Here is a 26,575-nt window from a genome sequence, read left to right as displayed (position 1 = left end):
TGATGGCAGCCTGATGCAAAGCTTGAAAATTCCTTCATTGGCTGAGTGGCACCTGATAACGGCGGGTTCCATCGCAAATACTTATGGCTGAAATGATTCAGCAAGATGCCTTGCGCGGCTGATATCGGTTTCAAAAGGGAACCGTAACGGTGAACGTGCCACGTAGGATGGACACGTTCAGGACATTCCCCCCATGCCCGCCGTTGCCTCCATCGTATCGAGCCCCCGCTTGCTGGCTCGCGCTATTCAAATTGCTGTGCTCGCACTGGGCTCGCTGTGTGTGGGTTGTCAGTCTATGGACTATTCAGCACCCCGGCAGGAACGCAATCCGCGTCTGGTTACGGGCCTGGTCTACTGGGGGGGAGATGATCAGGAAGGTGCGCGGGCGGCAGAGAAAATTTCCGATTTGCCCGTCTATAACGGCGAGGACGTGTGGCAGCGCGTTGCGCAACGCAGCAGACTGGCCGATGGCCAGGGTATGAATGAGCGTATCGCTCGCCAGCGCGATTGGCTGCTGAGCAATCGTGGGTTTATCAGTGGGGCAAGTGTCCGGGCCAGCCCCTATCTGCATTTTATTGTCGAGCGCCTGGACGAGCGCAACATGCCGTTGGAGCTGGCGCTGTTGCCAATGATCGAAAGCTCCTACAACCCGATGGCCAATTCACCGGCTGCGGCGGCTGGCCTGTGGCAATTCATGCCTTCTACCGGGCGCAGCTTCAATCTTTATCAAAGCGCTACGTACGACGCTCGCCGTGACGTGGTGGCCTCCAGCAAGGCAGCGATGGATTACCTGACCCGCCTGCATGATCAGTTCAATAATGACTGGCTGCTGGCACTGGCGGCCTACAACTCGGGCGAAGGCACTGTCGGCCGGGCGATCGAGGCCAATCGGCGGCGCGGACTGCCTGTTGATTACTGGCACCTGAATTTGCCCAAGGAAACCCAGGATTACGTGCCCAGGCTGCTGGCGCTCTCGCTGATCGTGCGCAACGCCGCTACCTATGGTGTAAAACTCACCCCTGTCGCCAATACGCCATATTTCGACGTGGTCGAACTCAACCATGCAGTAGACCTGACCCAGCTTGCAGCCACTGCGGGTGTGGATGAGGGCCAGTTGCTGAGACTCAACTCGGCGTTTCTGCGCAAAAAAACGCCAGATGGACCAGGGCGGTTGCTGTTGCCCAAGACTCAGAAGCAAGTGCTGACAGCCGGTATCGCGCGAATAACCGGGGAATCTCCTGTGACTATGGGCACCCCTCAGCGCATTGATAAGCCTGTGGTCGAACACTTGGCATTACCCCAGACGGCACAGCCGGTGAGGGTGGTCGAGCGAACGCCGGTGCCCAGGCCAGCGCAGCCGGTTGAGGTAGCTGAACGGGCACCTGTGCCCAACCCAGTGGAACCCATGCGGGTAACAGAGCAGTCTTCTGCGCCGCAAACACCACCCTTGATACCGGCTGTCGAGCATAAAGAGCCGCCAGCGACCCCGCGGACACCGGCAAGGGAGGCATTATCGGTGCCTAGCGTGGTACACGCCGGGCGCTACGTGGATGACCGCTCGTCGCCTCGCAGGCGTGATGATATCGAGGATCGTACGGGTCCGCGCGAGCTGCCAAGCGGCCCGCGTATCGTGGTCTATGCCAGCGGTTCACGCTAATAACCTGCGGTTTTAAAGCCGGATGTCTAGCAAAATCACCTGAAAAATGCCCTTTTTTGGTGCTTTTTCTTGTTGGCGTTTCGGTGTGACTCGCCGTTAAGACGCTATATTTCAACGCTGATACGTCCTTGTTTTTGTTCTCGTTCGCGGCAGGTAGCCATGAACTTTTTACGCTCGCCGACTATTTTTGCTGAACTTTTGTAAAGTTTTGTAAGCTAGTGCTTACACACATTTAGAAACATTCTTCCGTGATGACGAGGTATCACCGTTCGTTATGGTCATCGCCTTTGGCGTGGCGACAGCTTGCGATTGACGGATTGTCCTACACTGAATCCTTTCAGTTAACTATCTCTTCGATCAAATTTTGAGCCCGCATGCTATGAAACCCACCCGTTCGGATAGCCGAATGGGTGGGTGGCAAAAAGCTATCTAGTTTCGAGCCCAAAAACCGGGAGGATTTTGTAACGCTCCATGCCAAGGGTGAGCGGCGTTCGGAAAACCGAATGTATGAAAACCCATGAGTCACCCTGTCGAGCGTTACATGTAACATCTTCCGTTCCCCATCAATAAGTTAAGTTTCACTGTCGAACTTTTCGTTTTAGTCGGGTAGTTTGTTACGTTTATTTTCCTTGAAAGAGGACGGCTTGAGTATGTGTTTCCCGTTTTAATTTCCTTCAGCCCGTTATTAAGTGAGCCCTTGTAAAACGGCCTATAACGTTAAGTTTATTTTTATGAGTTGTGTGACTTTTCTGTGAAGTTTTTTTTAATAATAAACCGTGTGGTTACATGGTTTTTTGCCAGGGTCCAAGACGGGGCAGTGCGGTTGGCTCCCCGGAAGCCGGGGGTTTTAACGTTTTTTTGAGTGGTAAGCGCTTGATCGGAATACAGTATCGATAGATTAAGCTAATCATCCCAACAGTCTGGCTCTATGCTAGGGTTGTGCTTCATATGACGATATTACTATGATAATAATTCTCAACTTTGTGAGGTTTTTCTCATTTCATGGGGAACTAAATTACTATATGTATGCCTTGTAAGACGTGGTATTAATAGTCCGCTTGCCACCCACAGTGAGAGTGATCGATGAGCACAGACATTGATAAGGACGTCCGAGCGTGTTGGGACGTAACTGCATTATCCGCTGGTCATCAAATTGCAATGAACAGCGCGTTTCTGGATATGGACTTACTGCTGTGCGGGGAAACCGGGACGGGTAAAGACACCCTGGCCAATCGCATTCATGAGCTGTCCAGCAGGTCCGGGCCCTTTGTCGGCATGAACTGCGCCGCCATCCCCGAATCGTTGGCAGAAAGCCAGTTATTCGGTGTCGTCAATGGCGCATTTACCGGTGTCTGCCGCGCTCGCGAGGGCTACATCGAAGCGTCCAGCGGCGGCACGCTTTACCTCGATGAAATCGACAGTATGCCGCTTAGCCTCCAAGCCAAGTTACTTCGCGTGCTGGAGAGCCGGGGGGTCGAGCGGCTGGGCTCAACCGAATTCATTCCACTGGATCTGCGCGTGATTGCTTCCGCCCAGCGCCCTCTGGATGAACTGGTGGAACAAGGACTTTTTCGTCGCGACCTGTTTTTTCGGCTCAACGTGCTGACGCTTCACTTGCCAGCCTTGCGCAAACGTCGCGAACAGATCCTGCCATTGTTCGACCAGTTCACCCAGGAGATTGCCGCTGAGTTCCAACGTCCCGTTCCTGTACTGGACAACGGTCGTGTGCAGATCCTGCTCAGCCATGACTGGCCGGGCAACGTGCGCGAACTGAAATCCGCAGCCAAGCGGTTTGTATTGGGGTTCCCGCTGCTGGGGGCCGAGCCGATGGATGCGCGCGATCCGGTGACAGGTCTGCGCATGCAGATGCGCGTGATCGAAAAGATGCTTATTCAGGATGCGTTGAAACGGCATCGACACAATGTCGACGCCGTGCTTCAGGAGCTCGAACTGCCTAGACGTACGCTTTACCACCGCATGAAGGAGTTGGGAGTTGCTGCATAGATCGCAGCAACGGCTGGAGTCCAAAAAGCTGATGTCTCGGGAGTCATGTGATGGATCTTGATGAGGGGTTTGATGACGACCTGGACGAGGAGCGTGTTCCAAATCTGGGGATCGTCGCTGAAAGCATTTCGCAACTCGGTATCGATGTGTTGCTGTCAGGCGAGACCGGCACTGGCAAAGACACGATTGCCCAGCGAATTCACACAATGTCTGGCCGTAAAGGTCGCCTGGTTGCGATGAATTGCGCTGCGATTCCGGAGTCGCTGGCAGAGAGTGAGCTGTTTGGAGTGGTCAGCGGTGCGTACACCGGTGCTGACCGCTCCAGAGTCGGCTACATCGAAGCGGCACAAGGCGGAACGCTGTATCTGGATGAGATCGATAGCATGCCGCTCAGCCTGCAGGCCAAGCTGCTGAGGGTGCTGGAAACCCGAGCACTGGAACGACTGGGTTCGACATCGACGATCAAGCTGGATGTCTGCGTGATCGCTTCGGCCCAGTCGTCTCTGGATGATGCCGTCGAGCAGGGGAAATTTCGTCGCGATCTGTACTTTCGCCTTAACGTGTTGACGCTCCAACTGCCACCCTTGCGCACACAGCCTGAGCGCATTCTGCCCTTGTTCAAGCGCTTTATGGCCGCGGCTGCCAAAGAACTGGACGTCGCCTCGGCCGATGTCTGTCCGCTGCTTCAGCAGGTGCTGTTGGGGCATGACTGGCCCGGCAATATCCGTGAGCTCAAGGCTGCTGCAAAGCGCCATGTATTGGGTTTCCCGGTGTTGGGTGTCGACCCGCAGAGTGAAGAACACTTGGCCTGTGGGCTCAAATCCCAGCTGAGGGCGATTGAAAAGGCCCTGATTCAACAGTCACTCAAGCGTCACCGTAACTGCATCGATGCGGCAAGCCTGGAGCTGGACATGCCACGCCGCACGCTCTATCGACGTATCAAGGAGTTGCAGATCTGATTTTTTTGTGTGAACGCTGGAACCCATTCACCGCCTGTCACCACCTAGTTGTACCAAGCAATTACGCTGGTACTGACTAAAGGGTATCAAACGATGAGCTTATCCAGCATTGGCACCAAGTTGATCAACGGCGGCGGTAGCGCCATGCAAGGTCTGAGCGACATGAACAGCGCCAAAGACCGTCAGACGTCGATGTACAAAAACACCGGTTCCAACGATTCCGCAAATTCTGTGTATGACAACCTCAGAAAGGGTGACAAAGAGAACGATAAATTGCAGGACATCTCCACCGAAGAGGGCGCCAAGCGTCGCGAAGAAAGCATGATGGCGGGCTTCGAGGCTGCTGATGAAAAACTGGCTAACCAGATCGTGGCAAAGAAAATCGAGAACGCGGTCGTCCAGTTCTGATGTCTTGAGCGCCCCTTCACACCTGAAGGGGCGGTTTCTTTGAGGAGGTTGTGATGCAGAGTCTCAGTCTTAACAGCTCATTGCAGACCCCGGCGATGGCGCTTGTTCTTGTTCGTCCTGAAACCGAGGTTACGGGTGCGAACACATCCAGCAAGGCGCTTCAGGATGTCATCGTGCAGTTGGCTCAAGAGTTGACCCGTAATGGTCAACTGGACGAGAGCTCGCCATTGGGCAAGCTGCTGGCGAAGTCGATGGCGGCCGATGGCATGGCTGGCGGCGGCATTGAGGATGTCATCGCCGCGCTGGACAAGCTGATCCATGAAAAACTGGGTGACAATTTTGGCGCCGCTGCCGACAGTCTGGGCGGTGTCGGACAGCCTGACCTGATGACGCAAGTGTTGAACGGTCTGGCCAAATCGATGCTAGATGATCTTCTGACCCAGCAAGGTAACGGGACTAACTTTTCCAATGACGACATGCCGATGCTGGAAAAGATCGCGCAGTTCATGGATGACAACCCTGCACAGTTTCCTGCGCCGAACTCGGGCTCGTGGGTGAGCGAACTCAAAGAAGACAATTTCCTCGATGGCGACGAGACCGCTCAGTTCCGTGCTGCGCTCGATATCATCGGTCAACAGCTTGGCAACCAGCAGAATGATACTGGCGATTTCGCAGCAGGCGATGGCGGCTTGGGCAGCTTTTCAGCCGGTTCATCCGGCCCGGTAGGTGACCCGCTGATCGAAGCCAACACCGGCCCCGGGAACGGTACAAATTCCACGGGTGACGTGGGGCAGTTGATCGGTGAGCTGATCGACCTTGGCCTGCAGTCGGTATTGTCCGGCGGCGGACTGGGAACCCCCCCGGTCAGTCTGCAGGCAAACGCTTCGCTGGGTGTCGAACAGAACCTGGATCAGTTGCTCGGCGGCCTGGTGCGTAAAGGGCTGGAGGCGACGCTCATGGGGACTGGTCAGATCGGCAATGACCTGAACAGCAGTGCAGCGCAGGTTGCCAACTTGCTGGTCGACGCTCTGCTGCAAAGTAACCGCAACCAGGCGGCTGCCTGACGGACACCCGCCTGACGGAGAACTCACGTGACCATTTCCCATATTGGTAATGTTAAAAGCATCCCGTCCGAACTTGGGCAGGATGTGCCACAGGGGCTTGTTCTGGAACCGGACCAGGCTGATGTCGATCTGTTCACCGCCGCCGCGCAACCGGACAAGGTTTCGAGTGGTGCGCCGCTTTCCGAGCATATCGCCAGTGCGATTTCCGGTGGTCTGGGCGAAACCGAAAAGATCTCCCAGCAAGCCATGCGCTCCATGAAAAAAGCCTCTGGTACCGGTGATGCGCTGGATATTGCGGCGATGACCAGAACCTTGTCGCAATGCTCGTTGCAGACTGCGCTCACGACCAAAGTCGTGAGCAAGACTGCGCAGGCGATCGATAAGCTGACTAACTTGCAGTAGAGGTTGCCGTGAAATTTCTGAGCGCAGGGCTGCTGCTGTTTTGCATGCTGCTGCTCGGTGGGTGCAGTGATGAAACCGATCTGTTCACTGGCCTGTCCGAGCAGGACTCCAACGAGGTGGTTGCACGCCTTGCGGATCAGCATATCGATGCGCGCAAGCGCCTGGAAAAAACCGGCGTCGTCGTCACGGTCGCGACCCGTGACATGAACCGCGCCGTGCGGGTGCTCAACGCTGCGGGCCTGCCGCGCCAGTCACGTACCAGCCTGGGGGAAATCTTCAAGAAAGAAGGGGTCATCTCGACCCCGCTCGAAGAGCGTGCCCGCTACATTTATGCGTTGTCCCAGGAGCTTGAGGCGACGCTGTCGCAGATTGATGGCGTTATCGTCGCCAGGGTTCATGTCGTGTTGCCAGAACGTATAGCGCCAGGCGAGCCGGTGCAACCGGCGTCTGCTGCGGTGTTCATCAAACATTCGGCGGCGCTCGATCCTGACAGCGTACGTGGGCGTATTCAACAAATGGTCGCCAGCAGTATCCCCGGTATGTCGACGCAGTCGGCAGAATCAAAAAAGTTTTCCATTGTTTTCGTACCGGCTACCGAGTTTCAGGAAACCACCCAGTGGGCCAGTTTCGGACCGTTCAAGCTGGATAGCGCCAATCTGCCATTCTGGAATCTGATGCTGTGGCTGGTGCCGATCGGCCTGGTGCTGTTGTTGCTGATTGCCGCGCTGCTGTTGCGCAGTGACTGGCGTAACGCGGTGCTTCAGCGAGTTGGATTTGGCGGCAAGCAGAGCCGTTCGATCGTACCGGCGCGCGCATGATGGAGCGGGCTGCCGAGGACCATTGGGTGCACTGGTGGTGCAACCCCTGGCAGTGGGCACATCCTGACTGGCAAAGCCGGTTCGCCGCTGAGTGCGGATTGACGGTGGAGGAGTGTGACGCGCTCATGGTCAGCCGTCACAGTGTATTTCTGCAGCGCATGGGCATCGCCCCCAGTCAGCCGCCGACGCCTGCCGAGCCGCTGTTGAACTGGCTGGCACTGACACCCGCTCAACGTGATCAGGCACTGGATCTGGCGCAGCGAATCTGTTTCTCCCGCAACGAAAGCGATGGCGCTGATGGGGCGTGGTGCTGGGCGCTGACTAAAGCGCTGCGCCCCGGTGTCTGGCTCGATCAGGAGTCTGAAGATGCTCGCTTGCTGCTGGGTGCCTGGCTGGGGCCTGAATACTGGCCGCGCCTGCGTCTGGCCTGGGCGCCCGATGCGGTCGCCGACAGGCCCTGCGAGGCACCCGAGAATAAACTTCGGACGTTGTGGCAGGCTGTTTTATGGCGTGTCACAGCGGGTTGAATCCCGATTCGGATCCCTCTGTACCAGGACATTCTCATGCTTGCCAAACGCAGTATTACCTTGACCGGCAAAGCGGTTCTGCCTGAGCCAGTGTTGCGCCGTGAAGATATCGCCAACAGTCTGCTGGCGCGCAACATTCTGGCTGATGCACGCCAGCAGGCAGAGCAGATACTGGTGCTGGGGCAGGAGAAAGCCGAGCGCCAGCATCAGCAGGCTCTTGCACAGTTCTGGGAAACCGCCAATGCCTTTCTTGGCGAACTGCAGATGCAGCGCGCCGCCTTGCAGCAGCAGGCAATGGTCGCCGTGGAGGAGCTGTTGAGTGTGGCGTTGCGGCAGTTGCTCGATGAAACAACATTGGCCGAGCGTGCCCGGGCGCTGGTCAGAAACCTGGCTGCCAGTCAGCTCAATGAGGCTGTGGCAACTCTCAGCGTTCACCCCGACATGGCCGAGCCGGTCGCCGAATGGCTGGCTGAAAGCCGCTTTGCCGAACACTGGCAGCTCAAGCGCGATGCCACGCTGGCGCCCGAATGCCTGCGCCTGAGCGATGCCAACGGCGCTTTCGACATCGACTGGACGACGCTGTGCAATGGCCTGGCAGGCAACGAACCGTCTGCCTGAAACAGACTCTCACAGCAAAAATGGAACCGCCCCACCTGTTTGCTCCACTCAAGGTTTGAACCTTTCTGCTGGAGTATCAGGACATGATAAATTTCAAATCCCTGCAAACTAACCTCGACAGCACGATGACGCGCGCCTTGTCCGACGTGGATGACGTACTGGACAGCGGTAACGGCCAGTTCACTGCCGACGATATCGATGCCTTCAGCGAAGCGAGCCAGCAAGCTGCGGTGAGCTCCAGCATCGCTAATCAATGCCAGCAGGCTGGTTACAAATTGACCAAAAATGTCATCGATGGATTTCAGTGAGTTCGCTGAGGTCGTCGGCCAGTGGTGTGATCAGCGTCCATCGACTGCGCTGGACTGCTGGGTCGACGACGCCAACGTCCGCCTGGAAGTGGTTGGTCATGGGATACGTTGCAGCATTGAGCTGCTCGATCCCTACGATGCCAATGACTCCCAACGCATCGAGGCGTTGCTCAGCCACGGGGGTGCCAGCCTTGCGTGTGCCTGTGATGGCGCCTTCGCCATTGATCCGCAGACCCGCTGCATGGTCCTGGTCACCTGGATACCCCACCCCTGCAACCTCGCCGATCTACTCGATCGCCTTGAAAGCCTGGCCAATCAGCGTGCGGCCTTGCTCAGCCTGATGCAGACCACCATTGGCGACATGACGCCCGCGATATCCGGGCGCACGACCCTCAATCACCGGCAACCGGGAGTTTGAAATGCGCAAGGCCTTGATGTGGTTGCCTTTATTGTTGATCGGGTTGACCCCTGTTACATGGGCGGTCACCCCCGAAGCCTGGAAACACACGGCTTACGCCTACGACGCCCGGCAGACTGAACTGACCACGGCGCTGGCTGACTTTGCCAAAGAGTTCGGCATGGCGCTGGACATGCCGTCCATTCCGGGAACGCTCGATGGCCGGATTCGTGCCCAGAGCCCGGAAGAGTTTCTCGACCGGCTTGGTCAGGAATACCACTTCCAGTGGTTTGTCTATAACGACACGCTCTACGTCAGCCCGTCCAGCGAACACACCTCGGCGCGCGTCGAAGTATCAGCCGACGCGGTAGACGACTTGCAAACGGCCTTGACCGACGTGGGATTGCTGGATAAACGCTTCGGTTGGGGGGTGCTACCGAACGAGGGCGTGGTGCTGGTGCGCGGTCCGGCAAAATACGTGGAGCTGGTGCGCGATTACAGCAAGAAAGTCGATACGCCGGAAAAGGGCGACAAGCAAGACATCATCGTATTTCCGCTCAAATATGCCAGCGCGGCGGACCGTACCATTCGCTATCGTGATCAAGAGCTGGTAGTCGCAGGGGTCGCCAGCATTCTGCAGGATCTGCTCGATGTCCGTTCTCGCGGTCAGTCTATAAAAGGTACGGACCTGATAGGGCGAGGTGGTCGCGGTACCGGCGGCTTGTCGGGCGGTGACGGTCAGGACACCCCGAGTCTGCCGCTGAACGCCAGCGGCATCAATACCGGCGCATTGGAGCAAGGCCTGGATCAAGTGCTGCATTATGGCAGCGGTGGCGGTGGCAAGAGCAGCGGAAAAAGTCGCTCGGGTGGCCGTGCGACCATTCGTGTAACAGCCGATGTGCGTAATAACGCTGTGCTGATTTACGACTTGCCGTCGCGCAAGCCGATGTACGAAAAGCTCATCAAGGAACTGGACGTTTCGCGCAATCTGATCGAAATCGATGCGGTGATTCTCGATATTGATCGCAACGAACTGGCAGAACTGTCCAGCCGCTGGAACTTCAATGCGGGCAGTGTGGGTGGCGGTGTCAATATGTTCGACGCAGGCACCACTTCCACTATGTTCATTCAGAACGCAGGCAAGTTCACGGCGGAGCTGCATACTCTGGAAGGTAACGGTTCAGCGTCGGTGATCGGCAACCCGTCCATCCTGACGCTGGAAAACCAACCGGCGGTGATTGATTTCAGTCGCACCGAATACCTCACTGCAACCTCAGAGCGCGTCGCCAATATCGAGCCCATCACCGCCGGCACCAGCCTGCAAGTGACTCCGCGCTCACTGGATAACGACGGCAAGCCGCAGGTGCAGCTGATCGTCGACATTGAAGACGGCCAGATCGATATCTCCGATATCAACGATACGCAACCCAGTGTGCGCAAAGGCAACGTCAGCACCCAGGCCGTCATCGCTGAGCATGGCTCGCTGGTGATCGGTGGCTTCCATGGCCTGGAGGCCAATGACAAGGTCCACAAGGTTCCGTTGCTGGGCGATATTCCTTACATTGGCAAGCTGCTGTTCCAGTCCCGCAGCCGTGAATTGAGCAATCGCGAGCGCCTGTTCATTCTGACCCCGCGCCTGATCGGTGATCAGGTCAACCCGGCTCGCTATGTGCAAAACGGCAACCCGCATGACGTCGATGATCAGATGAAAAGGATCAAGGAGCGACGCGACGGTGGAGAGTTGCCGACCCGTGGCGATGTCCAGAAGGTCTTCACCCAGATGGTCGATGGAACTGCCCCCGTGGGTATGCGTACCGGCGAAACGCTGCCATTTGAAACCGATAGCCTTTGTGATCCGGGCGCGGGACTGACGCTCGACGGTCAACGTTCGCAGTGGTACGCCAGAAAGGATTGGGGTGTTGCGGTTGTCGTGGCGCACAACAATACCGACAAACCGGTACGTATCGACGAGAGCCGCTGCGGCGGTCGCTGGGTCATCGGCGTTGCCGCCTGGCCTCACGCCTGGCTGCAACCGGGCGAAGAGAGCGAGGTGTATATCGCTGTGCGCCAGCCACAGATATCGAAAATGGCGAAAGAGAGTCGGCCATCACTGCTCAAGGGAGCGAAACCATGAAGATCAGTAGCATTGCAGTTGTGCTGGTGCTGTTCGCTACCCTGTCGGGGTGTGCCACCCATGGCTGTACGGGAGTTGCCTGCAAACGTCCGGACTCCACAAACCGCGAACTGGTCATCTGGTGGCCGCCGGACATGCGCGACGGTCTGGACGACCAGGACCACGAGCGGGATTACACAGTCGTGAAGTTAAAGGATTAGAAATGATTGAGGTAAAGGAAAAAGCGGCGTTCTACTACAACGTCGCTGCCCAGAGCCCTGCTGTCTGGCCGGTGGCAAACGGAGTGTCCTTCGTCAGTCGGCGTGAGCATCATGACTGGGGCATCGCGCTGCACATCGAAGGGCGTGCGCTGCGTCCCGAGCAACTGAGAGAGGCGCTGCAAATGAGGTTCTCAGAGGCCGAGCGGTTCCGTAACTACTTTCTGTTTCTGGATGTACAGCGTGATTTTGTAGTGTGGCATGCCGTAAGCGACGCGCCGGATGCCGTCACCAACCTGGATGACATACGGCGACATGAGTTGATGCTGGCAGGCCTGGAACACCTGGCTTAGGCAATTCGGCCAGCATGAAAGAAGACCGCCCCTGCAGAGGAGGCGGTCTTTTTTTGGGGCAACTGAAAGAGGCAAGCTACAAGGTAAGCGTTAAGCGTCCGGGCATCACACCTTGCGTGATGAAACCGGTTGGCACTTAGAGGTTTTTCCTGGTTTCTCGATTCGGAGCCGCAGCGCGTCAAAGTCAGTTCAGGCTTGGGCAGATAGCTCACGCAGTGCTCGCCTGATAACCCCCCCCCCCGCCCGGGGATTAGCCGAGTGCTCCCCCTGAGGTACTGTGTCAAACTATGTCGTTTTTACCCGTAGCTCCTGGTTTCGTTAGGGGCTTTTTCATGCTCAGGACGAGTCATTCAAGATGTTGATGAAGCTGGCGCCGAAGAAGCGGCGCAACCCGCGTAATTTCTACCTGGGTATCGCTGCGGTGCTCCTGGTTGCCGGGATTGGGCGCTATTTCTCGCTCAAGGCAGAGCAGGAGAAGGTGGCCCAACAGGCTCTGCTTGTCGAGCGCCTCGCCCAGTTGGACGCGACCCTGCCAAAGCAACTGGATGCAATTACCACCCTTGAGTACGTGGGTTTGAGGTACGGTGACACGATCTTCTACCGCTACAGGATCGACTTGCCAGCTAGCAGCCTCTCCGAGGAACGCAAGGCCAGCATGGAGGCGAGAATACGTCTTGGTCTGGACCAACTGGCCTGCAAGGAACCGCAGTTGCTGGCTATGATGCGCAGGTTCAAGTTTCACCAGGAGCATAGTTACCTGGCCAGGGACAGCACGCTCTTTTCCATTGAACTTCACCCTGAACAGTTGAGCTGCCCAGGGTGATGCCGATAATGGGAGCCGTCGCTCGTTCTTCGCCTCACGCCATTCCCTGAACCGCGAGCGTTCAGCAACTCCGTCTTGCATGACTGAAACGGCATCCGCTTATGCGGCAGCAGTTGATCAACTTCACTCGGCTGCGGCGTCGGTAGGTATGTGAGGACATCCTTCAGATAAGTGTACGGATCATGCCGATTGAGCTACGTTGAGTGCAGCGCTGGCGATGGAGGCTCCGGCTTGCAGCTCCCAGCTTAAAGCTCCACCTCAACCTGAATCACTTCATCGGTGATTTCATCCAGCTGGCGAACCACTTTGTAGATGTGCCCGACAGCTTGCAGCGTGGGGCGAGGGATGTATTTGCCCACCTTGGCGCGGTACAGCGTTCTTGTCAGCCAGATGCTCTGCACCACCGGGATACCGGCCTTTTTGGCCCGAGCAATCAGCGCCAGGGCTTCTTCATCCTCACCCTTGCAATGAATCAGCGGCAGAGGCGTCTCGCCTGGCCGGTAATACAGCGCCACCGCGTAGTGCGTCGGGTTGACCAGCAGCATGTCTGCTTCCTCCACCGGATTGGGGGCGGCGCTGGGCTCCTGGTTGAGGATTTCATGGGACAGTTGTCGACGATGGCCTTTGACATGAGGATCGCCTTCGGACTGTTTGTATTCTTTTTTGATGTCCTCGTGGCTCATGCGCAGCTTCTTGGCGTGAAAGTATTTCTGCATGGCGAAGTCGACCATGGCGACGACCAGCAGCAACCCCAGAATCACGTGCAAAATATGGCGAAAGAGTTCGACCAATGCGTGCCAGTACGTCGTCAGATCGCTGTTGGCCAGCAGGATAAGAGCGCCCAGCGCGGGCTTGACCTGCATGTACAAGGTCGCGCCAATGGCAACAGCCTTGAGGATACTGAGCAGCAGGTTGAGGATGTTCTGCCCGGAAAACATCTGCTTGGCATGCGAGAAGGGGTTGATCTTGTTGATGTCCAGCTTCAAGGCCTTGGGCGCGAACAGAAAGCCGATCTGCATCCAGCTGCTGACCAGGCGCATCAACATGGCCATGCCGACGCTGCATAACGTGAAGCTGAGCAACACGGAAAGGCCTTCGCTGGCGATCAGCTCGACGGATGCAGCGAAGCTCCGGTCAATACCTTTGAAAGACAGTGCGAGCAAGGCCTGCAACCGGTCGACGCTGTCATCGGCCAGGCCCAGGGTGATTTCACTGACGACCATCAGTACCAGCAGTTTGCCAAGGTCCTGACTCTGCCCCACCTGACCTTTTTCGCGAGCGTCACGTATCTGTTTGGGGGTAGCCTTTTCGGTTTTTTCACTCACGGCACTTGCACCAGAAGCGCCAGCAGCGACTTCAGATCAACCAGCTTCAACAGTTGACCGGTGCCCAGCTCCAGCAGCGTTGGCAGGTAGATCAACAGAAAGGCCAGGCCGGCCATGCTTTTGGCTGGCATGGCCAGAATCGATACGTTCAGTTGCTGTGCATACAGGCCGATGATCGCAAACGCGGCTTCGATCAACAGCAGCAGGGCAATGAAGGGCGCGGCATACAACAGCATGTGTTGCATGGTGTGGTTGAGCTGTTCCAGAAAGACGTCCAGACCGCCTGCGGTCATGCCCGGCAGCCAGGCAGTCGGTGGCCAGACGCTGTAGCTGTCCCAGATGACCTGAGTGATGAGTGAAAGACCGCCAGTGAGAATCACCAGCATGATCAGGGTTTCCTGAAACAACTCGCCCAGCGGTGTGGCGTCCGGACCGAGGGCCGGGTTCAACTGGCCACCGCTGAGCGCCCCGCGCTGACTGTCGAGCAGGGCGCCGACCGAGGCAAACATCCAGAACGGCGCATACAGCAACAGCCCCAATAGCGTGCCCAGTACCGCCTCTTTGATCATCAGGCCGCCGATGGCAAACCAGTTATCGTCAAGGGAACCCAGCGCGCGGCTGATTGCGGGGGCCGGGACCATCGCCAGCACGGCCACTACCGCATAGCGCAGCGCGCCTTTCAGGTATTTGAAACAGAAGGCTGGCACCAGAAGCATGCACGGCAGCAGGCGCGCCATCGCCAGACCCATGCCCAGCATGAATTGGAACGCTTCGTGGGCGTCGAAGGGCATTTAGTGATTGACCCCGGACCGTGCAATCAGGTCGAAGGCCATATTGATGAACTGAATCAGCTCGACGCCGATCCAGCGGCCGGTCATGGCCAAGGTCAGCCCGACCGCCCCGAGCTTGATGCCGAAGGGCAGCGTCTGATCCTGAATCTGCATGAGTGCCTGCAGCAGCGAGGTGAGCACCCCGACCAGCACAGCGACACCCAGCGGCGGAGCGGTCAGGATGACGACCAGAAACATGCCTTGCTTGAACAACGCCAACGCTTCCATGGCCGCCTCACATATAGGAATAGAAGAGACTGTCGAGCAGGCGGGACCAGCCCGACACCAGCACGAACAGCAGCAGCTTGAGCGGCAACGACAGGGTCATCGGCGAGACCATCTGCATGCCCAGTGCGAGCAACAGGTTGGAAACAATCAGGTCGATGACGATGAAGGGGATGTAGATCAGAAAGCCGATCTCGAAACCGGCCTGCAACTCCGATAACACAAAGGCCGGAATCGCCAGCAACAGGTCGTTTTTGTTGGCCTGATCGGCCATTTCCTTGGGCCACATGCGCTGGGTGTTCTCCAGCAGATGGGCGACGACATCCGGGTCGGTGTTGCGGGTCATGAAGCGTTGCAGCGGCTCGATTACCAACTTGAGGCTGCTCTGCAACTTGTCGGCGCTGCTCATTTCCAGCGGGTGATCATGCACGCGCTGCTGGATATCGTGGGCCACCGGGGCCATGACGAACATCGTGGCGGCCAGGGCAATGCCGTACAACGCCATGTTCGGCGGCACCTGCTGAACGCCAATTGCGTTGCGGGTGATCAGCAGGGTCATGGCGATTTTCAGAAAGGCGGTGCAGACAATCAACAGAAAGGGGATCAGTGACAGCGAGCCAAGAAACAGCGCCAGCATGATCGGGTTTACGCCCTCCATGATCATGAGCGTGTCACCAGGCGGGTAATCTGCAGACCGAGCCGGCCCTCGACATCCACCAGCTCGCCCTCGGCCACCACCTGTTCGCCATGGCACAGTGTCGCGTGCCCCGGCGAAATGCCGATGACTTCAAGGATGGTCCCGGCATCCAGCCGGCGCAGTTCGGCGAGGGTCAGCCTGAGCTCGCCGCAACGCAGGGTCAGGTCCAGTGCCAGCGAATCGAGTGCCGGGGGCTCGTCCTGTTCTTCCTGCGCTGCGTGATCGTCCGGTTCGGCCGTCGCATACCCGGATGGCTCGCCGTCTTCTTCTTCGGACCAGTGCTGTTCAGTCGACGGGTCTTCATAGTCGTCGAGCATCTCGACATCTTCCTGATACAGATCTTCAGTACTCATGGTGGCGGTGCTCCTCATGACTGAGCCGCAAAAAAAGACGCTGCGCGTGCTGGTCGGTCTGCGCCGCCCATTGCCGCCCTGCCAGGCTCAGGAACCCTTGTCCGGCGCTGTCGAACTGGCAGCGGGCGGGCAGCACCACGTCACCGGGGCGCAGCGAGGCGATTTGTTCCAGGGTCAGCGACATTTCACCGATGATCAGGGGGCTGGCCACTGACCAGGATTCATCCACAGTGCGCGTGCGGGCTTGCCAGGACGCTGATCGCAGCAGCCTGAGCAGTGTGTCGGGCGTGGCATGCAAGTGCGCGTGAAGCTGCTCATCACCACGCCGTATCTGAACCCGGCAGCCCAGGGTGGGTGCTTGCGGTTTGTTGTGCAGGGGTTCGATCGGTGCCAGCAGTCGGGCAACAGTCGGGCTCAGGCGTTGATTGAACAGCTGCCAGTACCAAGCTTGTTGCTCGCCCCCGAGCGTAAGGGGGATGTCGCCCAGCAGGCTGAGCAGCGCTTCGGCGTCGCTCAGCAACAGGGGCCCGATGGCTGTGCTCAGCCAGACAGCACCTGCCGGTTCGCCTGTGTCGGCAAGCAGTGGCAACAGGGTCAGTTCGGCGTCCTGACCTGCAGCGCTGAAGCCCAGGCTCTGACCGGCACCCAGCTCACGCGTGGCCTGAGCCAGCAGGGCATCGACCTTGCGCAGACGCAGCGCGCTCATGCTGCAAGATCTTCATGCATGTCCAGCTCAACGTCATGGCCGAGTGCCCGCGACAGTGAATCACGGCATGCGCCGGTATGACCCTGCAAACGTTTCAGAACGTCGCGACGGGCGAAGCCCAGCTGGATGCTCCAACGGTGTTCGGTTTTTTCGGCATTGACGCGTACTGTCCCCAGGCTGGGCATCAGCAGGGTAAACGCCAGCGGGCCGGCGGGCTGTTCGGGCAAGCGCTGCGCCAGCTCGTCGATCAATGGGGTGGGTACATTTTCGGCGTGCACGGGCAGGGCGATGCTGCTGCCGCCGAAGCCTTGCTGATCAGGCTCTTCGCCGACCTGAGGTATCAGCAGTTGGGAAAAGAACAGGCCGTCGGCGCTCTCCGGTGTCTCTGTCGCCGAACGGTTTTGTGCGAAGCGGACCTTCGGCACGTCGGTACGCGTTGTGCTGCCAAAAGCCGGTGGCTTGTCATCAGCCTTGTCCGGTGCGCGCTGCGCGGGCGCAGAAGGCGGTGTGGCATGCACTACGGGTGGTGCCGTTGGCGCTTTGGCCGGGTGTTTGATCGGTGCGGTCATCGTCACTTAACCTTCTTCGTTGAGCGTCTCCTCCATGCAGGCGAGTTTCTCGACCGCGCGCTGAGACGCTTTGGCTTGCAGGCGCTTCTGCTCAAGCAACGCCTGCTGTTCGGCTACCCGCAATTGCTGTTGCTGCACGTCCTGCCGAATACAGGCCAGGCGGTCGAGCATGTGTTTTTCTTTCTCATGCCATCGGTCGATATCGTTCAGGCTGATGGCCTTTTCCAGGTATTCCTGAGACAGGCCCTCGCGACGCCGCTTGTGGTTGTCACGTTCCTGATCCAGCGATGCCCGTGTTTTTGATAAGTGGTCGAGCATCGATTTCAGTTCCACCTGCGCGTGGCGATGAGCCCGTTCAGCGCTCGCCTGACGATGCTGGCGCAGCGGCGTCAGCAAGCCGATCACCTGTTCCAGTGCCGCGCGCTGTGGGTCGTCTTCCAGTGTGTCGTCCATGGTCACTCCGGCAGTCTGGAAGTGAGCCGCAACAACCCGTCCAGGGTTTCCTGCAAGGGCACCGGCTCACGCAGGTCCTGGCGCAGAAAGGCGTTGATGTCGTCATTCAGTTGCACCGCGCAATCGGTCACCGGGTCTGCACCGGCCTGGTATTCGCCCAGCCGCAGGAGCATTTCCACTTGCTTGTAGGCAGCCAGTAGCTGGCGCAGACGATTGTTCGCTCGCTGGTGTTCGCGGCCGGTAACATTGCTGAGGATCCGGCTGATGCTGGCGGACACGTCAATGGCAGGGTAATGCCCGCGCTCGGCCAGCTTGCGGGACAGCACGATGTGCCCGTCGAGCAGTGAACGCACTTCATCCGCCACTGGATCGTTCATCGAGTCCTGCTCGATCAGCACGGTATAGAGGGCGGTGATCGAGCCGTTCTCACTCATGCCGGCGCGCTCGACCAGGCGTGGCAGCAAGGTGTAAACCGAGGGTGGCAGGCCGCCACGCCCCAACGGTTCGCCCGAGGCAATCCCTATCTCCCGCTGCGCACGGGCAAACCGGGTCAGGGAGTCGAGCAGCAACAGCACTTTCTGGCCTCGTGCGCGGAATGCTTCGGCGATAGCGGTCGCGGTGAACGCTGCGCGTGCGCGCTCCATGCTTGAGCGATCGGAGGTGGCACAGACCAGCACCGAGCGGGCGCGTAGGGTTTCGTCCAGTTCATGGTCGAGAAACTCGCGCAGCTCGCGGCCCCGTTCGCCGATCAGCCCGAAGACGATGACATCGCAGCCCATGTTGCGGGCCAGTTCGGCCATCAGTGTGGTCTTGCCACAGCCAGCACCGGCGAACAGCCCCACACGTTGACCCTCGCCCAGAAGAATGGCGCTGTCGATGGCGCGTACCCCGGTGGGCAGGGCGTTGGTGATGCGCGGGCGCTGGGTGGGCGGCAAGGCGTCAGCGATCACCGGCAGTGTTTCGCGACGATCATCCTGTCCGGCAAAAGCACCGAGGCAATCACCGAGCAGCGGACGTCCGAAGCCATCCAGAACACAGCCCAGCAAACTGTCGTCAACGCCAATCCGGTGGGCGATGCCCAGTGGGCGGATCGGAGCACCGACCTGAATTCCGTCGGGTGCGCCCAGGGCGCTGAGCAGCGTACATTCCTGAGTGAAACCGACGATTTCAGCCAGCAGAAAACTGCCGTCGGCTTTGCTCACCTCGCAAAGATCGCCCACCTTGGCCGCAGGAATCTTGCATTCCAGCAGAATCCCGCGCACTGCACTGACCCGGCCACTGACGCGCACGGCGCTGTAGTCACGCAAGCGCGCTGCGTGTGCGTCTTTCCACTGGCTCAGTGCAGCATTCACCAGTTCACCTCAATGTGCCGATTGCCGTCGAATTGCAGGCGCTGATTGTCGATTCGCGTCAGGCGCAAGCCATCCACCTCGTCACCCACATAAATACGGCGGCCGTCTGCAGTCACCAAATGCGCATGCGGACCGGTCATGATCTGAACCACCACGAAGGGGAGGGCGCTGCGTGTGCTGGCGACGTTGTCGAACACCGTCACCGGCGACTCATAGCGGTCCTTGAAACGCTGCAGCATGCGTTGATAGACCAGCAGGGATTCCTCTTTGAGATCGCCGTTGAGCACCAGCCCCTCGGCTGTTTCTTCCACGCTGACATCGGTCAGCAGCCGGTCGCTGAGCATGGTGCCCAACTGATGGCGTACCGCATCCGCGCTGGTCAGGCGTATGCGCTTGTCGGCCGAGGGTTTGATGGTCTTTGCCGGTGTAGGAGATGTCTCTACCGGTGCCTCTGCTGTGACCGAGGCCATGTGGCCGGGGCTTTGGTCCATTGCAATGGCGGGCGGGCGGGTCAGGCTCCAGGCGCTGCCGATGACGCCCACCAGCAAGCCGGCGATGATCCCTGTGGTACGGTTGAGCAATTGCGAGCGCGACTTGACCTTTTTCAGCGGAACATCATTGCGCGCGGGCTCGGGGTCGGCCTGTGGCTGTTTCGGGATGACCGCAGGCACTGAAGGCCACTCATCGCCTGCGGGCGAAACGCATAGCCACACTGAGCCCAGCAAGAATGCAGTGTTGAGTGTCAGGTCAATACCGGGCCGGGCGTTACCTTCTTCGTCGCACACCGCGCCTTCTTCAGCGTTCAGTGTCCAGCTGTCGTCCAGGCGTTGCAGGCGGCAATGCAGGCTTTCCACTCCTGCGTCGTCCAGTGCCAGATCGTGTTGCGCGGCAGAGCCAATCGACCATTGCTCGCCCACCAGTGGCAAGGCTGCGCCTTGGTGCTGACCGTTCAGTACGCGTAATTCAAACATCTGAAAGTCTCCCTTTGCTCAAGCCTGAAAGGCTCAAGCTGCGTGCTCGTTGTCCATTGGCTCAAGATCGTCTTCGAGGTCGAAACGACCCATTACCTTGACCTTGGCCGCGTTGCTGATTTCTGCGAAAGACAGTACGGGAACGTGATAGAACTCCTCCCTCAACAAGGTCCGCAGTGGGCTGCGCAGGTCCTGCGCGACCAGCAGTACCGCCTGTTCGGGCGCGCGCACCGGGAAGGCGATATTCATTTGTTGCACGAGCATCTGGCTGATCTCGTTACTCAGTGCGAAGAACGTTTCGGTCTGTGTCTGGCGCAGACCGTCGCGCAGCAAGCCCTCGCTTTCCGGCGTGAGCAGCCACACCTGCAGGCCTTCGGCACCGCAATACTGGTGGTAGATCTGCGATTTGAGCGCGATGCGCACGTAGTCGGTCAGCACGTTGGTATCGCGTTCATGCTGGCAATGCTCGATCAGGGTCTCGGCGATCAGCCGTATGGCTCTGAGCGGTACGCGCTCCGACGCGAGACGTTGCAGAACCGCCGAGAAGCGCGTCAGCGTGAGCACTCGCTGTATCTCTTGTGCAAGCTCCGGCTGCTCGGATTCCAGCCAGCTGAGGATGGCTTTGGTCTCCTGCAAGCCGATGAACTGCGGCGCGCAGGACTGCAATGCGCGTTCCATGCGTTCGACGATCAGGGTCATGGCGCTGACCGGGTTCAGCTCACCGCATTGCTCGGCAGGCAACCACACCCATTGATCTTCCTGGCGGTCGGTATTGCCCGGAATCGCCGCCGGGAGGTTTTCACCACCCAGTTGGCGGGCGTCCACGGCGACATGGGACTGGGTAAATGTCGCCTTGAGCATGGGGACGTCGTAGACGGTGAAGCGAAACTCGTCCGGAGGAAGATGATCGGCATGTTCAATGATGAACGACGGCAGGGTCAGACCGTATTGCACTACCAGACGGTTGCGTCGCCGACGTATTTCGCTGATCAGTGCCTCGATCTGTGCGCTGTCCTGGCCAGGGTGAAATTGCAGGACGAACTGCCGGCTGGGTGAGAAGGTACGCAGGTCTTCCTTGCCGTTCATTTCCGGGGCGACGGCAGTGGCGCGTTGTTCGTCGGGCTTGGGTTTTGCCCGTTGCAACTGCAGCATGCCACCGGCACCGCAGATGATCGCGATGGTGATGAACACCCCCGTGGGCATACCCGGCAAAGCCGCGAAGCCGAGCATGGCCACTGCGGCGATGATCCATGCCTTGGGCTGGCTGGTAATCTGTTCGGCGATTTCACGGCCAATGTTGGCCTCCGCGCCAGCCTCGGTATTGGGTACGCGGGTGATGATCATGCCGCAGGTTACGGAGATCAGCAGCGCCGGGATCTGTGCAATCAGGCCGTCACCGATGGTCAGCACGGTGTACAGCTGCAACGCATCGCCCGCGCTCATGTTGTGCTGCAACACGCCGATGGAAATACCGCCGATCATATTGATGGCAACGATGATCAGGCTGGCAATGGCATCACCGTTGACGAACTTCATCGCGCCGTCCATGGCACCGAACAGCTGACTTTCCTTGTTCAGCTCGGCGCGGCGCTTGCGCGCCTCCTGGACGGTTATCAGGTTGGCGCGCAAGTCACTGTCGATGGACATCTGCTTGCCGGGCATGGCGTCCAGCGTGAACCGCGCGCCGACCTCGGCGACCCGTTCCGAACCTTTGGTGATAACCAGAAAGTTGACCACTGTCAGGATCAGAAAGATCACCAGGCCCACCGCCAGGTTGCCACCCACCACGAACTGGCCGAAGGCTTCGACAATGTGCCCGGCGTCCTGATTGAGCAGGATCAATCGTGTGGTGGAAATCGACAGCGCCAGACGAAACATGGTGGTCAGCAACAGCACGGCCGGAAAGGTCGAGAATGCCAGCGGTCTTGGCAAATGCATCGCCAGCATGATCAGCAGGCACGAGATACAGATGTTCACCGCGATCAACACATCAACCAGCCCGGTGGGCAGGGGGGTGATCATCATGAAGACGATGGCGATGACGAAGAATGCGCCAACCAGCTCTGACCGGCGCATGGCCGACAGGGCAATCATGTTCAGAAAGTTGATGACTTGATTCATCCGGCAAGCCCCTCAAAAAGCTGCTTCTGTTCCTGTTGAGTCAGTTCTGCCATCAGGGTGAGCAGGTTATTCAGCGCAGCCTGGCGGCTTTTCATGTCCTTCCAGAGCAGGATGGGCAATTGCATCAGCATCGGCCGCAAGCCATTGAGAAATGCCAGCTGGTTCTTGAGCCTGGCACCGCCGATGTGTTGAGTCAGTTGCAGGGTCTGGTTCACGTTCATTCCATTGGCCGTCAGGGTCAGCAAGTGTTTGAGAAAGGCTGGCGGATCCACCTTCAGGTCAGGGTTCTTGTTGCGCATGCGCCCAAGCAGGTGTTCACAACCGCGCAACAACGTCGTCACGTGCCGTGCTGTGGTCAGCCCGTGCATCAACGTGCGCAGCTGTTCATGAGATGCCGAAGGGGTAATCGCCGAGAGATCGTCGGCAATGGCTCTGCGCATGTCGCGCAGGTTGAGGTCGAAGTCTCCGGTCTCTTCCTGCTCGTTGATCAAGGCTTCAATCAGGCCGGTCACGTTTGGTTGTCCGGAAACCGCTACGCCATAAAGGTTGCGCAACGCGGCACGGCGTTTGTTGTCGACGTTCTGCCGCCCGAACGCCCTGGCAGTATTAATGCCTGCCCGGGCGTGTGGTCCGAACTTGCGTCGCAACTGTTTCAGCGTTTGGGTGAGCGCCACGTACTCGCCTTCAGCGCCATCTTCCTCAGCCTGTTTGCGTGCCGCTTGCAGCACCACGTGGGCCTTGGCCGCATCGCCATCGGCAAATTCCAGAACCTGTTCCAGTTCTGTGCCGTTCTCTTGCAGCAGTTTTTTGCGCAGCAGCCTCGCGGCGTTATCCAGACCGGTATCGTTGGCGCTCATCAACAACTGATAGAGCTCACCCAGTTTGACGGCCCGTGATTGCAGTGCATTTCTGCTTGCGATCAGTTCGCGCTGGCGCAGTATCCGGCTGTTTCGCACCAGTGCTGCGGCGAAGCGCGAGACCTGTTGCGATGACGTGCCTTTTTCCGACGACAGGGTCCCGGGAATCGCTCGCGCAGCGGGCGTGACGGCGCGAATCGGCGTGACCGTGTGGGTTGGCAATATAGGCGGGGCGACGATTTTCATAGGACGGTTCTGAGCCTGGTCATGACCGCTGAGTGGGGCCTGGCCAGGATTCGGTTCCCTTGTAAAAGGGGCTGACGCGTTTGTGCCAAAAGCTGTAGTGATAAAAACGGCGTTGCGCAAAAAAATGTATTACAAAGAATTACAAATTTTAAAATAATTATATAAATCAGTAACTTAAATAAGTATTTTGGCTGGCACGGTTATCGCTATAGGGCTTGCACACCATTAAATTAAGGTAAGCCCATGTTTCCGAACCTAGTGATCCTTGATGCAACCCAGCCACGCCAGGACTCTTCGTCTGCCGGTATCCGTCAACTGACGGCTGATCAGATACAGATGCTCAGAGCGTTCATTCAGAAGCGCGTAATGAACCCGGATGATGTCGATGACATCTTGCAATGCGTATTTCTGGAGGCCCTGCGCAACGAGCACAAGTTTCAACATGCCAGCAAGCCGCAGACCTGGTTGTGTGGTATTGCGTTGAACCTGATCCGTAATCACTTCCGCAAAATGTATCGCCAGCCCTATCAGGAAAGCTGGGAAGACGACGTTCATTCAGAGCTGGAATGGAATGGCGATATCACTCATCAGGTAGACGGGCACAGGCAATTGGCACGCGTCATCGCAGCCATTGATTGCTTGCCGTCGAACATGCAAAAGGTCCTGGAAGTGTCGCTGGAGATGGATGGCAATTATCAGGATACGGCGAACACGCTCGGCGTTCCGATTGGCACTGTGCGCTCGCGACTGTCCCGGGCACGGGTGCAATTGAAGCAGCAGATTGACCCGTTCGCCTGAGTGGATATCTGTCTGGAACCAACTCGCACGCAAAACCACACAGTTGCCATCCCTCACCACTTGGATGGCAACCATGCGTATATCCAGTTCTCCCAGTCCTGCCCTCGGCAGCATCGTGAATCAACCCACCTCTGGCGAACTGGCTGCTGAGACGCCATTAGCCAAAGCCTCGCTCACGCAGAGCAGCGCAGGTGGTGATCAGGCCTTTGTGCAGTTCGGCCAGGCCAACGACAATACATCTTTCTTTTCTGATGCCGAGCAAAGTGGCTCATCGCTGATGAGTCTGCTGACTCGCAGCAGTAATAGCGAAAGCACCTCCAGCGTTGATCAGGACAGTGATCAGGTGTCCCCAATGACATCGGTCTTGTCAACAGCCAGCGCGTCACCTGCGGCGTCTGCCTCCGGCCCGGCAAATGCTCCCAGCGCTACCGATGCCGCGTTTCTCGACAACTCCGAATACTCTTCGCCCGAGGCCCTCAAGCGCTGGGATCCGATGGTCGCCCATCTGCCGCCCGAAGAACGCGAGCAGGCGGCCAAAGAACTCAACCGGCCGATTGCGGCCGCCTGGATGGCCAGAGAGCACGGCCCCAACGCTGACAAGGCGATGGCGTTCATCAACGCCAACCCTGCGTTGAAGACGGCGGTGGACGTCGGCAAGGATGGCGGTAATGCGGATGGCAAAATCACCAACAAAGACCTCAAGGCGTTCGCCAAAAATATGGAGAAGGCGGCCGACAATGCCGACAAGGACTTGGCAAAGTACATGGAAGATAACCCCGGCGCTGATCCTCAATCCCTTGAAATGGTGCGCAGCGCAGCGGTGATGCGCGCCAATATGCCGTTGGCGACGGCAGCCGACCCTCATCATGCCGTTGGGGCGCCGGACAAAACCGATGTCGATGGTAATGTCAGCGCCGAGGGTCTGAAAGCGCTGATTAAAAGTAACCCAGGGTTGTCAGGTACGCTCAAACAGTCGTCCAACATGTGGTCACAGGCGGGCTTCCTCAGCCAGGTGGATGAAGCCGGTCTGACCGGGCGCAAGAAGGCTGCACATAGCCCCGACCAGGTGTTCGATGCGTCCAATATGAGCGAGTGGATCAGGAAGAGCGCCCCCAAAAATGGTGGCCAGTTCGCCAGCATGCTCAGCGACGCCGCGACGTTGAATTCGGTATCCGGTATCGATATCAGCAAACTCAATGCTCAGGTTTTCGAGAAGCCCAAGGCTTACACCGGCGCGCAGAAGGCCGCTGTGATGATCAAGTTGCAGCAGACCCAGCAGAGCGTGATAGCCGGGCGGGATTTGCGCAATACCGAGAAGACCGAGGCGGGCCTTAACGAGCGAATCGCTCAGTTGCAAGCCGATCCCGATGTTCAGGAGTACCTCAACAAAAGCATTCCCGAACAGGAGCGCAGCCTGGTTCGCAGCGATTCGGCACTGCAGAAGGCCGTGACTGAGCAGGCTCAAAACGTCAACAGCGGAAAAGCCTTGCAAACCGACCTGGCAACCGCGGACAAGGCCGTCGACAAACACAACCCCAACCCCGATTACAGCGGCGCCATTACCGGCCTGTCGGCTCAACTGCAACTGCAAAAAGACCTGTTTCCCGATGCCCAGGTGCCCACTGCCCAGCAAGTATTCAACAACCAGCCTGATGAAGTGCAAACGAAGATTGCCGATTCCTACGTTCGCAACTTCAGCGAGGGGGGCGCTCTGAAACAACTGCTTGGTCAGAAAAAGTCTGACGCTGGTGAGTCTCTGCAAACCGCAGATAACCAGAAAGCGGCGTATGAAAGCGTGCTGCCCGCTGATTTCGTTAATGGTGAGCGTGAGAGTTACACGGCCAGCACCTTGTCCGAGCTGCAGAACTCCAAAAAAGGCCGCAAGTTGCTGGAGGGCAAGACCGATGAAGAGGGCGGTCCTTCGCTGGCCGCGCAGCTCGCCGAGCAAGGTATCGGAGGCAAGGCATTCAACTCGGTCATGGGCTTTGCGTCAGTGTCTGACAGGCTCGCCAGCGGTGACAAGCTGGGCGCGGCTCAGAGCATCATCGACAGCTCCAGGTTGGGCGCGGAGGCAATCAAGGGCGGCATAGACACCGGCGCGAAAATGATGGGTCGCGAGGCGTCCGCCGGCCTTGGTCGTCTGGGCGGACAGATGATCGGCCGCGCTGTCGGTCTGGTTGCCGGTGAAGCCACAGGGCTTGCCGCAGGCGCAGCGCTGGGTGCTGCAATCCCGGTTATCGGCTGGGCCATCGACGGCGCCATGGCCCTGGGCTTTGGTATCTCCGCGATCATTGATGCGGTCAAGAAGCATAAGGCGCAGAAGGCGTTCGATCATAACGTTGACCCGGTGCTGGACCAGTTCGGGATTGCCAAGGCGCATTGATTGACAGTGACGAGAGCGTT

General features: G+C 58.3%; 29 protein-coding genes and 1 pseudogene. 17 read left to right on the top strand and 13 right to left on the bottom strand.

The features are described 5' to 3' along the window. Positions 1-193: 193 nt before the first annotated feature. The 15 genes from RYB66_RS22065 (at position 194) to RYB66_RS21995 (ending at position 12,669) form a co-directional block, all read left to right on the top strand. The gene (locus RYB66_RS22065) at positions 194-1,657 is read left to right on the top strand and encodes a transglycosylase SLT domain-containing protein (protein ID WP_316895436.1); all 1,464 of its coding nucleotides are present in this window, start codon (positions 194-196) and stop codon (positions 1,655-1,657) included. A 1,083-nt stretch (positions 1,658-2,740) separates the two neighbouring features. Next, entirely contained in the window at positions 2,741-3,661 is a 921-nt protein-coding gene (locus RYB66_RS22060) for a sigma-54-dependent Fis family transcriptional regulator (RefSeq protein WP_046832674.1), read from the top strand. 50 nt (positions 3,662-3,711) lie between these two features. Continuing rightward, positions 3,712-4,620, top strand: a complete 909-nt coding sequence (locus RYB66_RS22055) for a sigma 54-interacting transcriptional regulator (protein WP_005743301.1) — start codon at positions 3,712-3,714, stop codon at positions 4,618-4,620. 93 nt (positions 4,621-4,713) lie between these two features. Beyond that, a complete protein-coding gene (locus RYB66_RS22050; protein WP_057405401.1) occupies positions 4,714-5,028 on the top strand; it encodes an ATP-dependent helicase HrpA in 315 nt (104 codons plus the stop codon). Positions 5,029-5,081: 53 nt separating this feature from the next. Continuing rightward, a complete protein-coding gene (gene hrpZ, locus RYB66_RS22045; protein WP_057405402.1) occupies positions 5,082-6,092 on the top strand; it encodes a type III secretion system effector HrpZ in 1,011 nt (336 codons plus the stop codon). Positions 6,093-6,119: 27 nt separating this feature from the next. Next, positions 6,120-6,494, top strand: a complete 375-nt coding sequence (gene sctI / locus RYB66_RS22040; protein ID WP_005743305.1) for a type III secretion system inner rod subunit SctI — start codon at positions 6,120-6,122, stop codon at positions 6,492-6,494. Between the two features lie 8 nt (positions 6,495-6,502). After that, positions 6,503-7,312 (top strand): type III secretion system inner membrane ring lipoprotein SctJ, encoded by an 810-nt coding sequence (gene sctJ / locus RYB66_RS22035; RefSeq protein WP_057405403.1) that lies wholly within the window; start codon positions 6,503-6,505, stop codon positions 7,310-7,312. Beyond that, on the top strand, positions 7,312-7,839 hold the full coding sequence (locus RYB66_RS22030) for a hypothetical protein (protein WP_057405404.1): 528 nt from the start codon (positions 7,312-7,314) through the stop codon (positions 7,837-7,839). Before sctJ ends, RYB66_RS22030 begins: the two co-directional genes overlap by 1 nt. 36 nt (positions 7,840-7,875) lie before the next feature. Further along, positions 7,876-8,457 carry a type III secretion system stator protein SctL gene (gene sctL, locus RYB66_RS22025; protein WP_057405405.1) on the top strand — a complete coding sequence of 194 codons (582 nt, stop codon included), beginning with the start codon at positions 7,876-7,878 and terminating at the stop codon, positions 8,455-8,457. 83 nt (positions 8,458-8,540) lie between these two features. After that, positions 8,541-8,765, top strand: coding sequence for a type III secretion protein (locus RYB66_RS22020; RefSeq protein WP_005743309.1), 225 nt, complete (start codon positions 8,541-8,543; stop codon positions 8,763-8,765). Further along, positions 8,752-9,183 (top strand): type III secretion system protein HrpG, encoded by a 432-nt coding sequence (locus tag RYB66_RS22015; protein WP_057405406.1) that lies wholly within the window; start codon positions 8,752-8,754, stop codon positions 9,181-9,183. The genes RYB66_RS22020 and RYB66_RS22015 overlap by 14 nt, the downstream gene beginning before the upstream one ends. A 1-nt stretch (position 9,184) precedes the next feature. Further along, on the top strand, positions 9,185-11,296 hold the full coding sequence (gene sctC, locus RYB66_RS22010; RefSeq protein ID WP_057403512.1) for a type III secretion system outer membrane ring subunit SctC: 2,112 nt from the start codon (positions 9,185-9,187) through the stop codon (positions 11,294-11,296). Then, positions 11,293-11,496, top strand: a complete 204-nt coding sequence (hrpT, locus tag RYB66_RS22005; RefSeq protein ID WP_002552409.1) for an HrpT family type III secretion system protein — start codon at positions 11,293-11,295, stop codon at positions 11,494-11,496. Before sctC ends, hrpT begins: the two co-directional genes overlap by 4 nt. A gap of 2 nt (positions 11,497-11,498) precedes the next feature. Next, complete coding sequence (locus tag RYB66_RS22000; protein ID WP_002552410.1) at positions 11,499-11,846, top strand: hypothetical protein; 348 nt, start codon at positions 11,499-11,501, stop codon at positions 11,844-11,846. Between the two features lie 355 nt (positions 11,847-12,201). Further along, positions 12,202-12,669, top strand: coding sequence for a hypothetical protein (locus RYB66_RS21995; RefSeq protein ID WP_002552411.1), 468 nt, complete (start codon positions 12,202-12,204; stop codon positions 12,667-12,669). Between the two features lie 89 nt (positions 12,670-12,758). Here the strand turns inward: RYB66_RS21995 and RYB66_RS21990 are convergent. The 13 genes and pseudogenes from RYB66_RS21990 to sctW all read right to left on the bottom strand — a co-directional run. Continuing rightward, positions 12,759-12,863: pseudogene (locus tag RYB66_RS21990) on the bottom strand (transposase domain-containing protein); the annotation flags it as partial. A gap of 51 nt (positions 12,864-12,914) precedes the next feature. Beyond that, positions 12,915-13,994 carry a type III secretion system export apparatus subunit SctU gene (sctU, locus tag RYB66_RS21985; protein WP_054076883.1) on the bottom strand — a complete coding sequence of 360 codons (1,080 nt, stop codon included), beginning with the start codon at positions 13,992-13,994 and terminating at the stop codon, positions 12,915-12,917. After that, positions 13,991-14,785: a type III secretion system export apparatus subunit SctT gene (sctT, locus tag RYB66_RS21980; protein ID WP_117139818.1), complete on the bottom strand. Its 795-nt coding sequence runs from the start codon at positions 14,783-14,785 to the stop codon at positions 13,991-13,993. The genes sctU and sctT overlap by 4 nt, the downstream gene beginning before the upstream one ends. Next, positions 14,786-15,052 (bottom strand): type III secretion system export apparatus subunit SctS, encoded by a 267-nt coding sequence (sctS, locus tag RYB66_RS21975; RefSeq protein ID WP_002552413.1) that lies wholly within the window; start codon positions 15,050-15,052, stop codon positions 14,786-14,788. It abuts the gene before it with no gap. A 7-nt stretch (positions 15,053-15,059) separates the two neighbouring features. Then, a complete protein-coding gene (gene sctR, locus RYB66_RS21970) occupies positions 15,060-15,713 on the bottom strand; it encodes a type III secretion system export apparatus subunit SctR (RefSeq protein WP_005743314.1) in 654 nt (217 codons plus the stop codon). Beyond that, entirely contained in the window at positions 15,710-16,099 is a 390-nt protein-coding gene (locus RYB66_RS21965; RefSeq protein WP_117139817.1) for a FliM/FliN family flagellar motor switch protein, read from the bottom strand. The genes sctR and RYB66_RS21965 overlap by 4 nt, the downstream gene beginning before the upstream one ends. Beyond that, entirely contained in the window at positions 16,089-16,805 is a 717-nt protein-coding gene (locus tag RYB66_RS21960) for a type III secretion system protein (RefSeq protein ID WP_117139816.1), read from the bottom strand. Before RYB66_RS21960 ends, RYB66_RS21965 begins: the two co-directional genes overlap by 11 nt. Beyond that, on the bottom strand, positions 16,802-17,374 hold the full coding sequence (locus tag RYB66_RS21955; protein ID WP_054076886.1) for a type III secretion system HrpP C-terminal domain-containing protein: 573 nt from the start codon (positions 17,372-17,374) through the stop codon (positions 16,802-16,804). Before RYB66_RS21955 ends, RYB66_RS21960 begins: the two co-directional genes overlap by 4 nt. 6 nt (positions 17,375-17,380) lie before the next feature. Further along, entirely contained in the window at positions 17,381-17,827 is a 447-nt protein-coding gene (locus RYB66_RS21950) for a YscO family type III secretion system apparatus protein (protein ID WP_117139814.1), read from the bottom strand. 2 nt (positions 17,828-17,829) lie between these two features. Continuing rightward, entirely contained in the window at positions 17,830-19,179 is a 1,350-nt protein-coding gene (locus RYB66_RS21945; RefSeq protein ID WP_005778282.1) for a FliI/YscN family ATPase, read from the bottom strand. After that, on the bottom strand, positions 19,176-20,150 hold the full coding sequence (gene sctD / locus RYB66_RS21940) for a type III secretion system inner membrane ring subunit SctD (protein WP_316895433.1): 975 nt from the start codon (positions 20,148-20,150) through the stop codon (positions 19,176-19,178). Before sctD ends, RYB66_RS21945 begins: the two co-directional genes overlap by 4 nt. A 33-nt stretch (positions 20,151-20,183) precedes the next feature. After that, entirely contained in the window at positions 20,184-22,271 is a 2,088-nt protein-coding gene (gene sctV / locus RYB66_RS21935; protein ID WP_054076889.1) for a type III secretion system export apparatus subunit SctV, read from the bottom strand. Beyond that, positions 22,268-23,374 carry a type III secretion system gatekeeper subunit SctW gene (gene sctW, locus RYB66_RS21930; protein WP_117139813.1) on the bottom strand — a complete coding sequence of 369 codons (1,107 nt, stop codon included), beginning with the start codon at positions 23,372-23,374 and terminating at the stop codon, positions 22,268-22,270. The genes sctV and sctW overlap by 4 nt, the downstream gene beginning before the upstream one ends. 243 nt (positions 23,375-23,617) lie before the next feature. Between sctW and RYB66_RS21925 the strand changes: the two genes are divergently transcribed. Beyond that, the gene (locus RYB66_RS21925) at positions 23,618-24,172 is read left to right on the top strand and encodes an RNA polymerase sigma factor (RefSeq protein WP_005735147.1); all 555 of its coding nucleotides are present in this window, start codon (positions 23,618-23,620) and stop codon (positions 24,170-24,172) included. A gap of 73 nt (positions 24,173-24,245) precedes the next feature. Further along, complete coding sequence (locus RYB66_RS21920; protein ID WP_005778291.1) at positions 24,246-26,555, top strand: type III effector HrpK domain-containing protein; 2,310 nt, start codon at positions 24,246-24,248, stop codon at positions 26,553-26,555. The last annotated feature ends 20 nt before the right edge of the window (positions 26,556-26,575 follow it).

Origin of the sequence: Pseudomonas syringae group sp. 243L2 (assembly GCF_032587875.1) — a bacterium.
In the GTDB taxonomy this organism is placed as follows: Bacteria; Pseudomonadota; Gammaproteobacteria; order Pseudomonadales; family Pseudomonadaceae; genus Aquipseudomonas; species Aquipseudomonas amygdali.
Note: the sequence above shows the minus strand (reverse complement) of the source record. Positions and strands in the feature narration are given on the sequence as shown.

Excerpts from the sequence above, each read along its gene's own strand:
- RYB66_RS22065 (WP_316895436.1), top strand. The coding sequence starts at position 194 with ATGCCCGCCGTTGCCTCCATCGTATCGAGCCCCCGCTTGCTGGCTCGC.
- RYB66_RS22060 (WP_046832674.1), top strand. The coding sequence starts at position 2,741 with ATGAGCACAGACATTGATAAGGACGTCCGAGCGTGTTGGGACGTAACT.
- RYB66_RS22055 (WP_005743301.1), top strand. The coding sequence starts at position 3,712 with ATGGATCTTGATGAGGGGTTTGATGACGACCTGGACGAGGAGCGTGTT.
- RYB66_RS22050 (WP_057405401.1), top strand. The coding sequence starts at position 4,714 with ATGAGCTTATCCAGCATTGGCACCAAGTTGATCAACGGCGGCGGTAGC.
- hrpZ (WP_057405402.1), top strand. The coding sequence starts at position 5,082 with ATGCAGAGTCTCAGTCTTAACAGCTCATTGCAGACCCCGGCGATGGCG.
- RYB66_RS22030 (WP_057405404.1), top strand. The coding sequence starts at position 7,312 with ATGGAGCGGGCTGCCGAGGACCATTGGGTGCACTGGTGGTGCAACCCC.
- sctL (WP_057405405.1), top strand. The coding sequence starts at position 7,876 with ATGCTTGCCAAACGCAGTATTACCTTGACCGGCAAAGCGGTTCTGCCT.
- RYB66_RS22020 (WP_005743309.1), top strand. The coding sequence starts at position 8,541 with ATGATAAATTTCAAATCCCTGCAAACTAACCTCGACAGCACGATGACG.
- RYB66_RS22015 (WP_057405406.1), top strand. The coding sequence starts at position 8,752 with ATGGATTTCAGTGAGTTCGCTGAGGTCGTCGGCCAGTGGTGTGATCAG.
- sctC (WP_057403512.1), top strand. The coding sequence starts at position 9,185 with ATGCGCAAGGCCTTGATGTGGTTGCCTTTATTGTTGATCGGGTTGACC.
- hrpT (WP_002552409.1), top strand. The coding sequence starts at position 11,293 with ATGAAGATCAGTAGCATTGCAGTTGTGCTGGTGCTGTTCGCTACCCTG.
- RYB66_RS22000 (WP_002552410.1), top strand. The coding sequence starts at position 11,499 with ATGATTGAGGTAAAGGAAAAAGCGGCGTTCTACTACAACGTCGCTGCC.
- RYB66_RS21995 (WP_002552411.1), top strand. The coding sequence starts at position 12,202 with ATGTTGATGAAGCTGGCGCCGAAGAAGCGGCGCAACCCGCGTAATTTC.
- sctT (WP_117139818.1), bottom strand. The coding sequence starts at position 14,785 with ATGCCCTTCGACGCCCACGAAGCGTTCCAATTCATGCTGGGCATGGGT.
- sctS (WP_002552413.1), bottom strand. The coding sequence starts at position 15,052 with ATGGAAGCGTTGGCGTTGTTCAAGCAAGGCATGTTTCTGGTCGTCATC.
- sctR (WP_005743314.1), bottom strand. The coding sequence starts at position 15,713 with ATGATCATGGAGGGCGTAAACCCGATCATGCTGGCGCTGTTTCTTGGC.
- RYB66_RS21965 (WP_117139817.1), bottom strand. The coding sequence starts at position 16,099 with ATGAGTACTGAAGATCTGTATCAGGAAGATGTCGAGATGCTCGACGAC.
- RYB66_RS21960 (WP_117139816.1), bottom strand. The coding sequence starts at position 16,805 with ATGAGCGCGCTGCGTCTGCGCAAGGTCGATGCCCTGCTGGCTCAGGCC.
- RYB66_RS21955 (WP_054076886.1), bottom strand. The coding sequence starts at position 17,374 with ATGACCGCACCGATCAAACACCCGGCCAAAGCGCCAACGGCACCACCC.
- RYB66_RS21950 (WP_117139814.1), bottom strand. The coding sequence starts at position 17,827 with ATGGACGACACACTGGAAGACGACCCACAGCGCGCGGCACTGGAACAG.
- sctD (WP_316895433.1), bottom strand. The coding sequence starts at position 20,150 with ATGTTTGAATTACGCGTACTGAACGGTCAGCACCAAGGCGCAGCCTTG.
- sctV (WP_054076889.1), bottom strand. The coding sequence starts at position 22,271 with ATGAATCAAGTCATCAACTTTCTGAACATGATTGCCCTGTCGGCCATG.
- sctW (WP_117139813.1), bottom strand. The coding sequence starts at position 23,374 with ATGAAAATCGTCGCCCCGCCTATATTGCCAACCCACACGGTCACGCCG.
- RYB66_RS21925 (WP_005735147.1), top strand. The coding sequence starts at position 23,618 with ATGTTTCCGAACCTAGTGATCCTTGATGCAACCCAGCCACGCCAGGAC.
- RYB66_RS21920 (WP_005778291.1), top strand. The coding sequence starts at position 24,246 with ATGCGTATATCCAGTTCTCCCAGTCCTGCCCTCGGCAGCATCGTGAAT.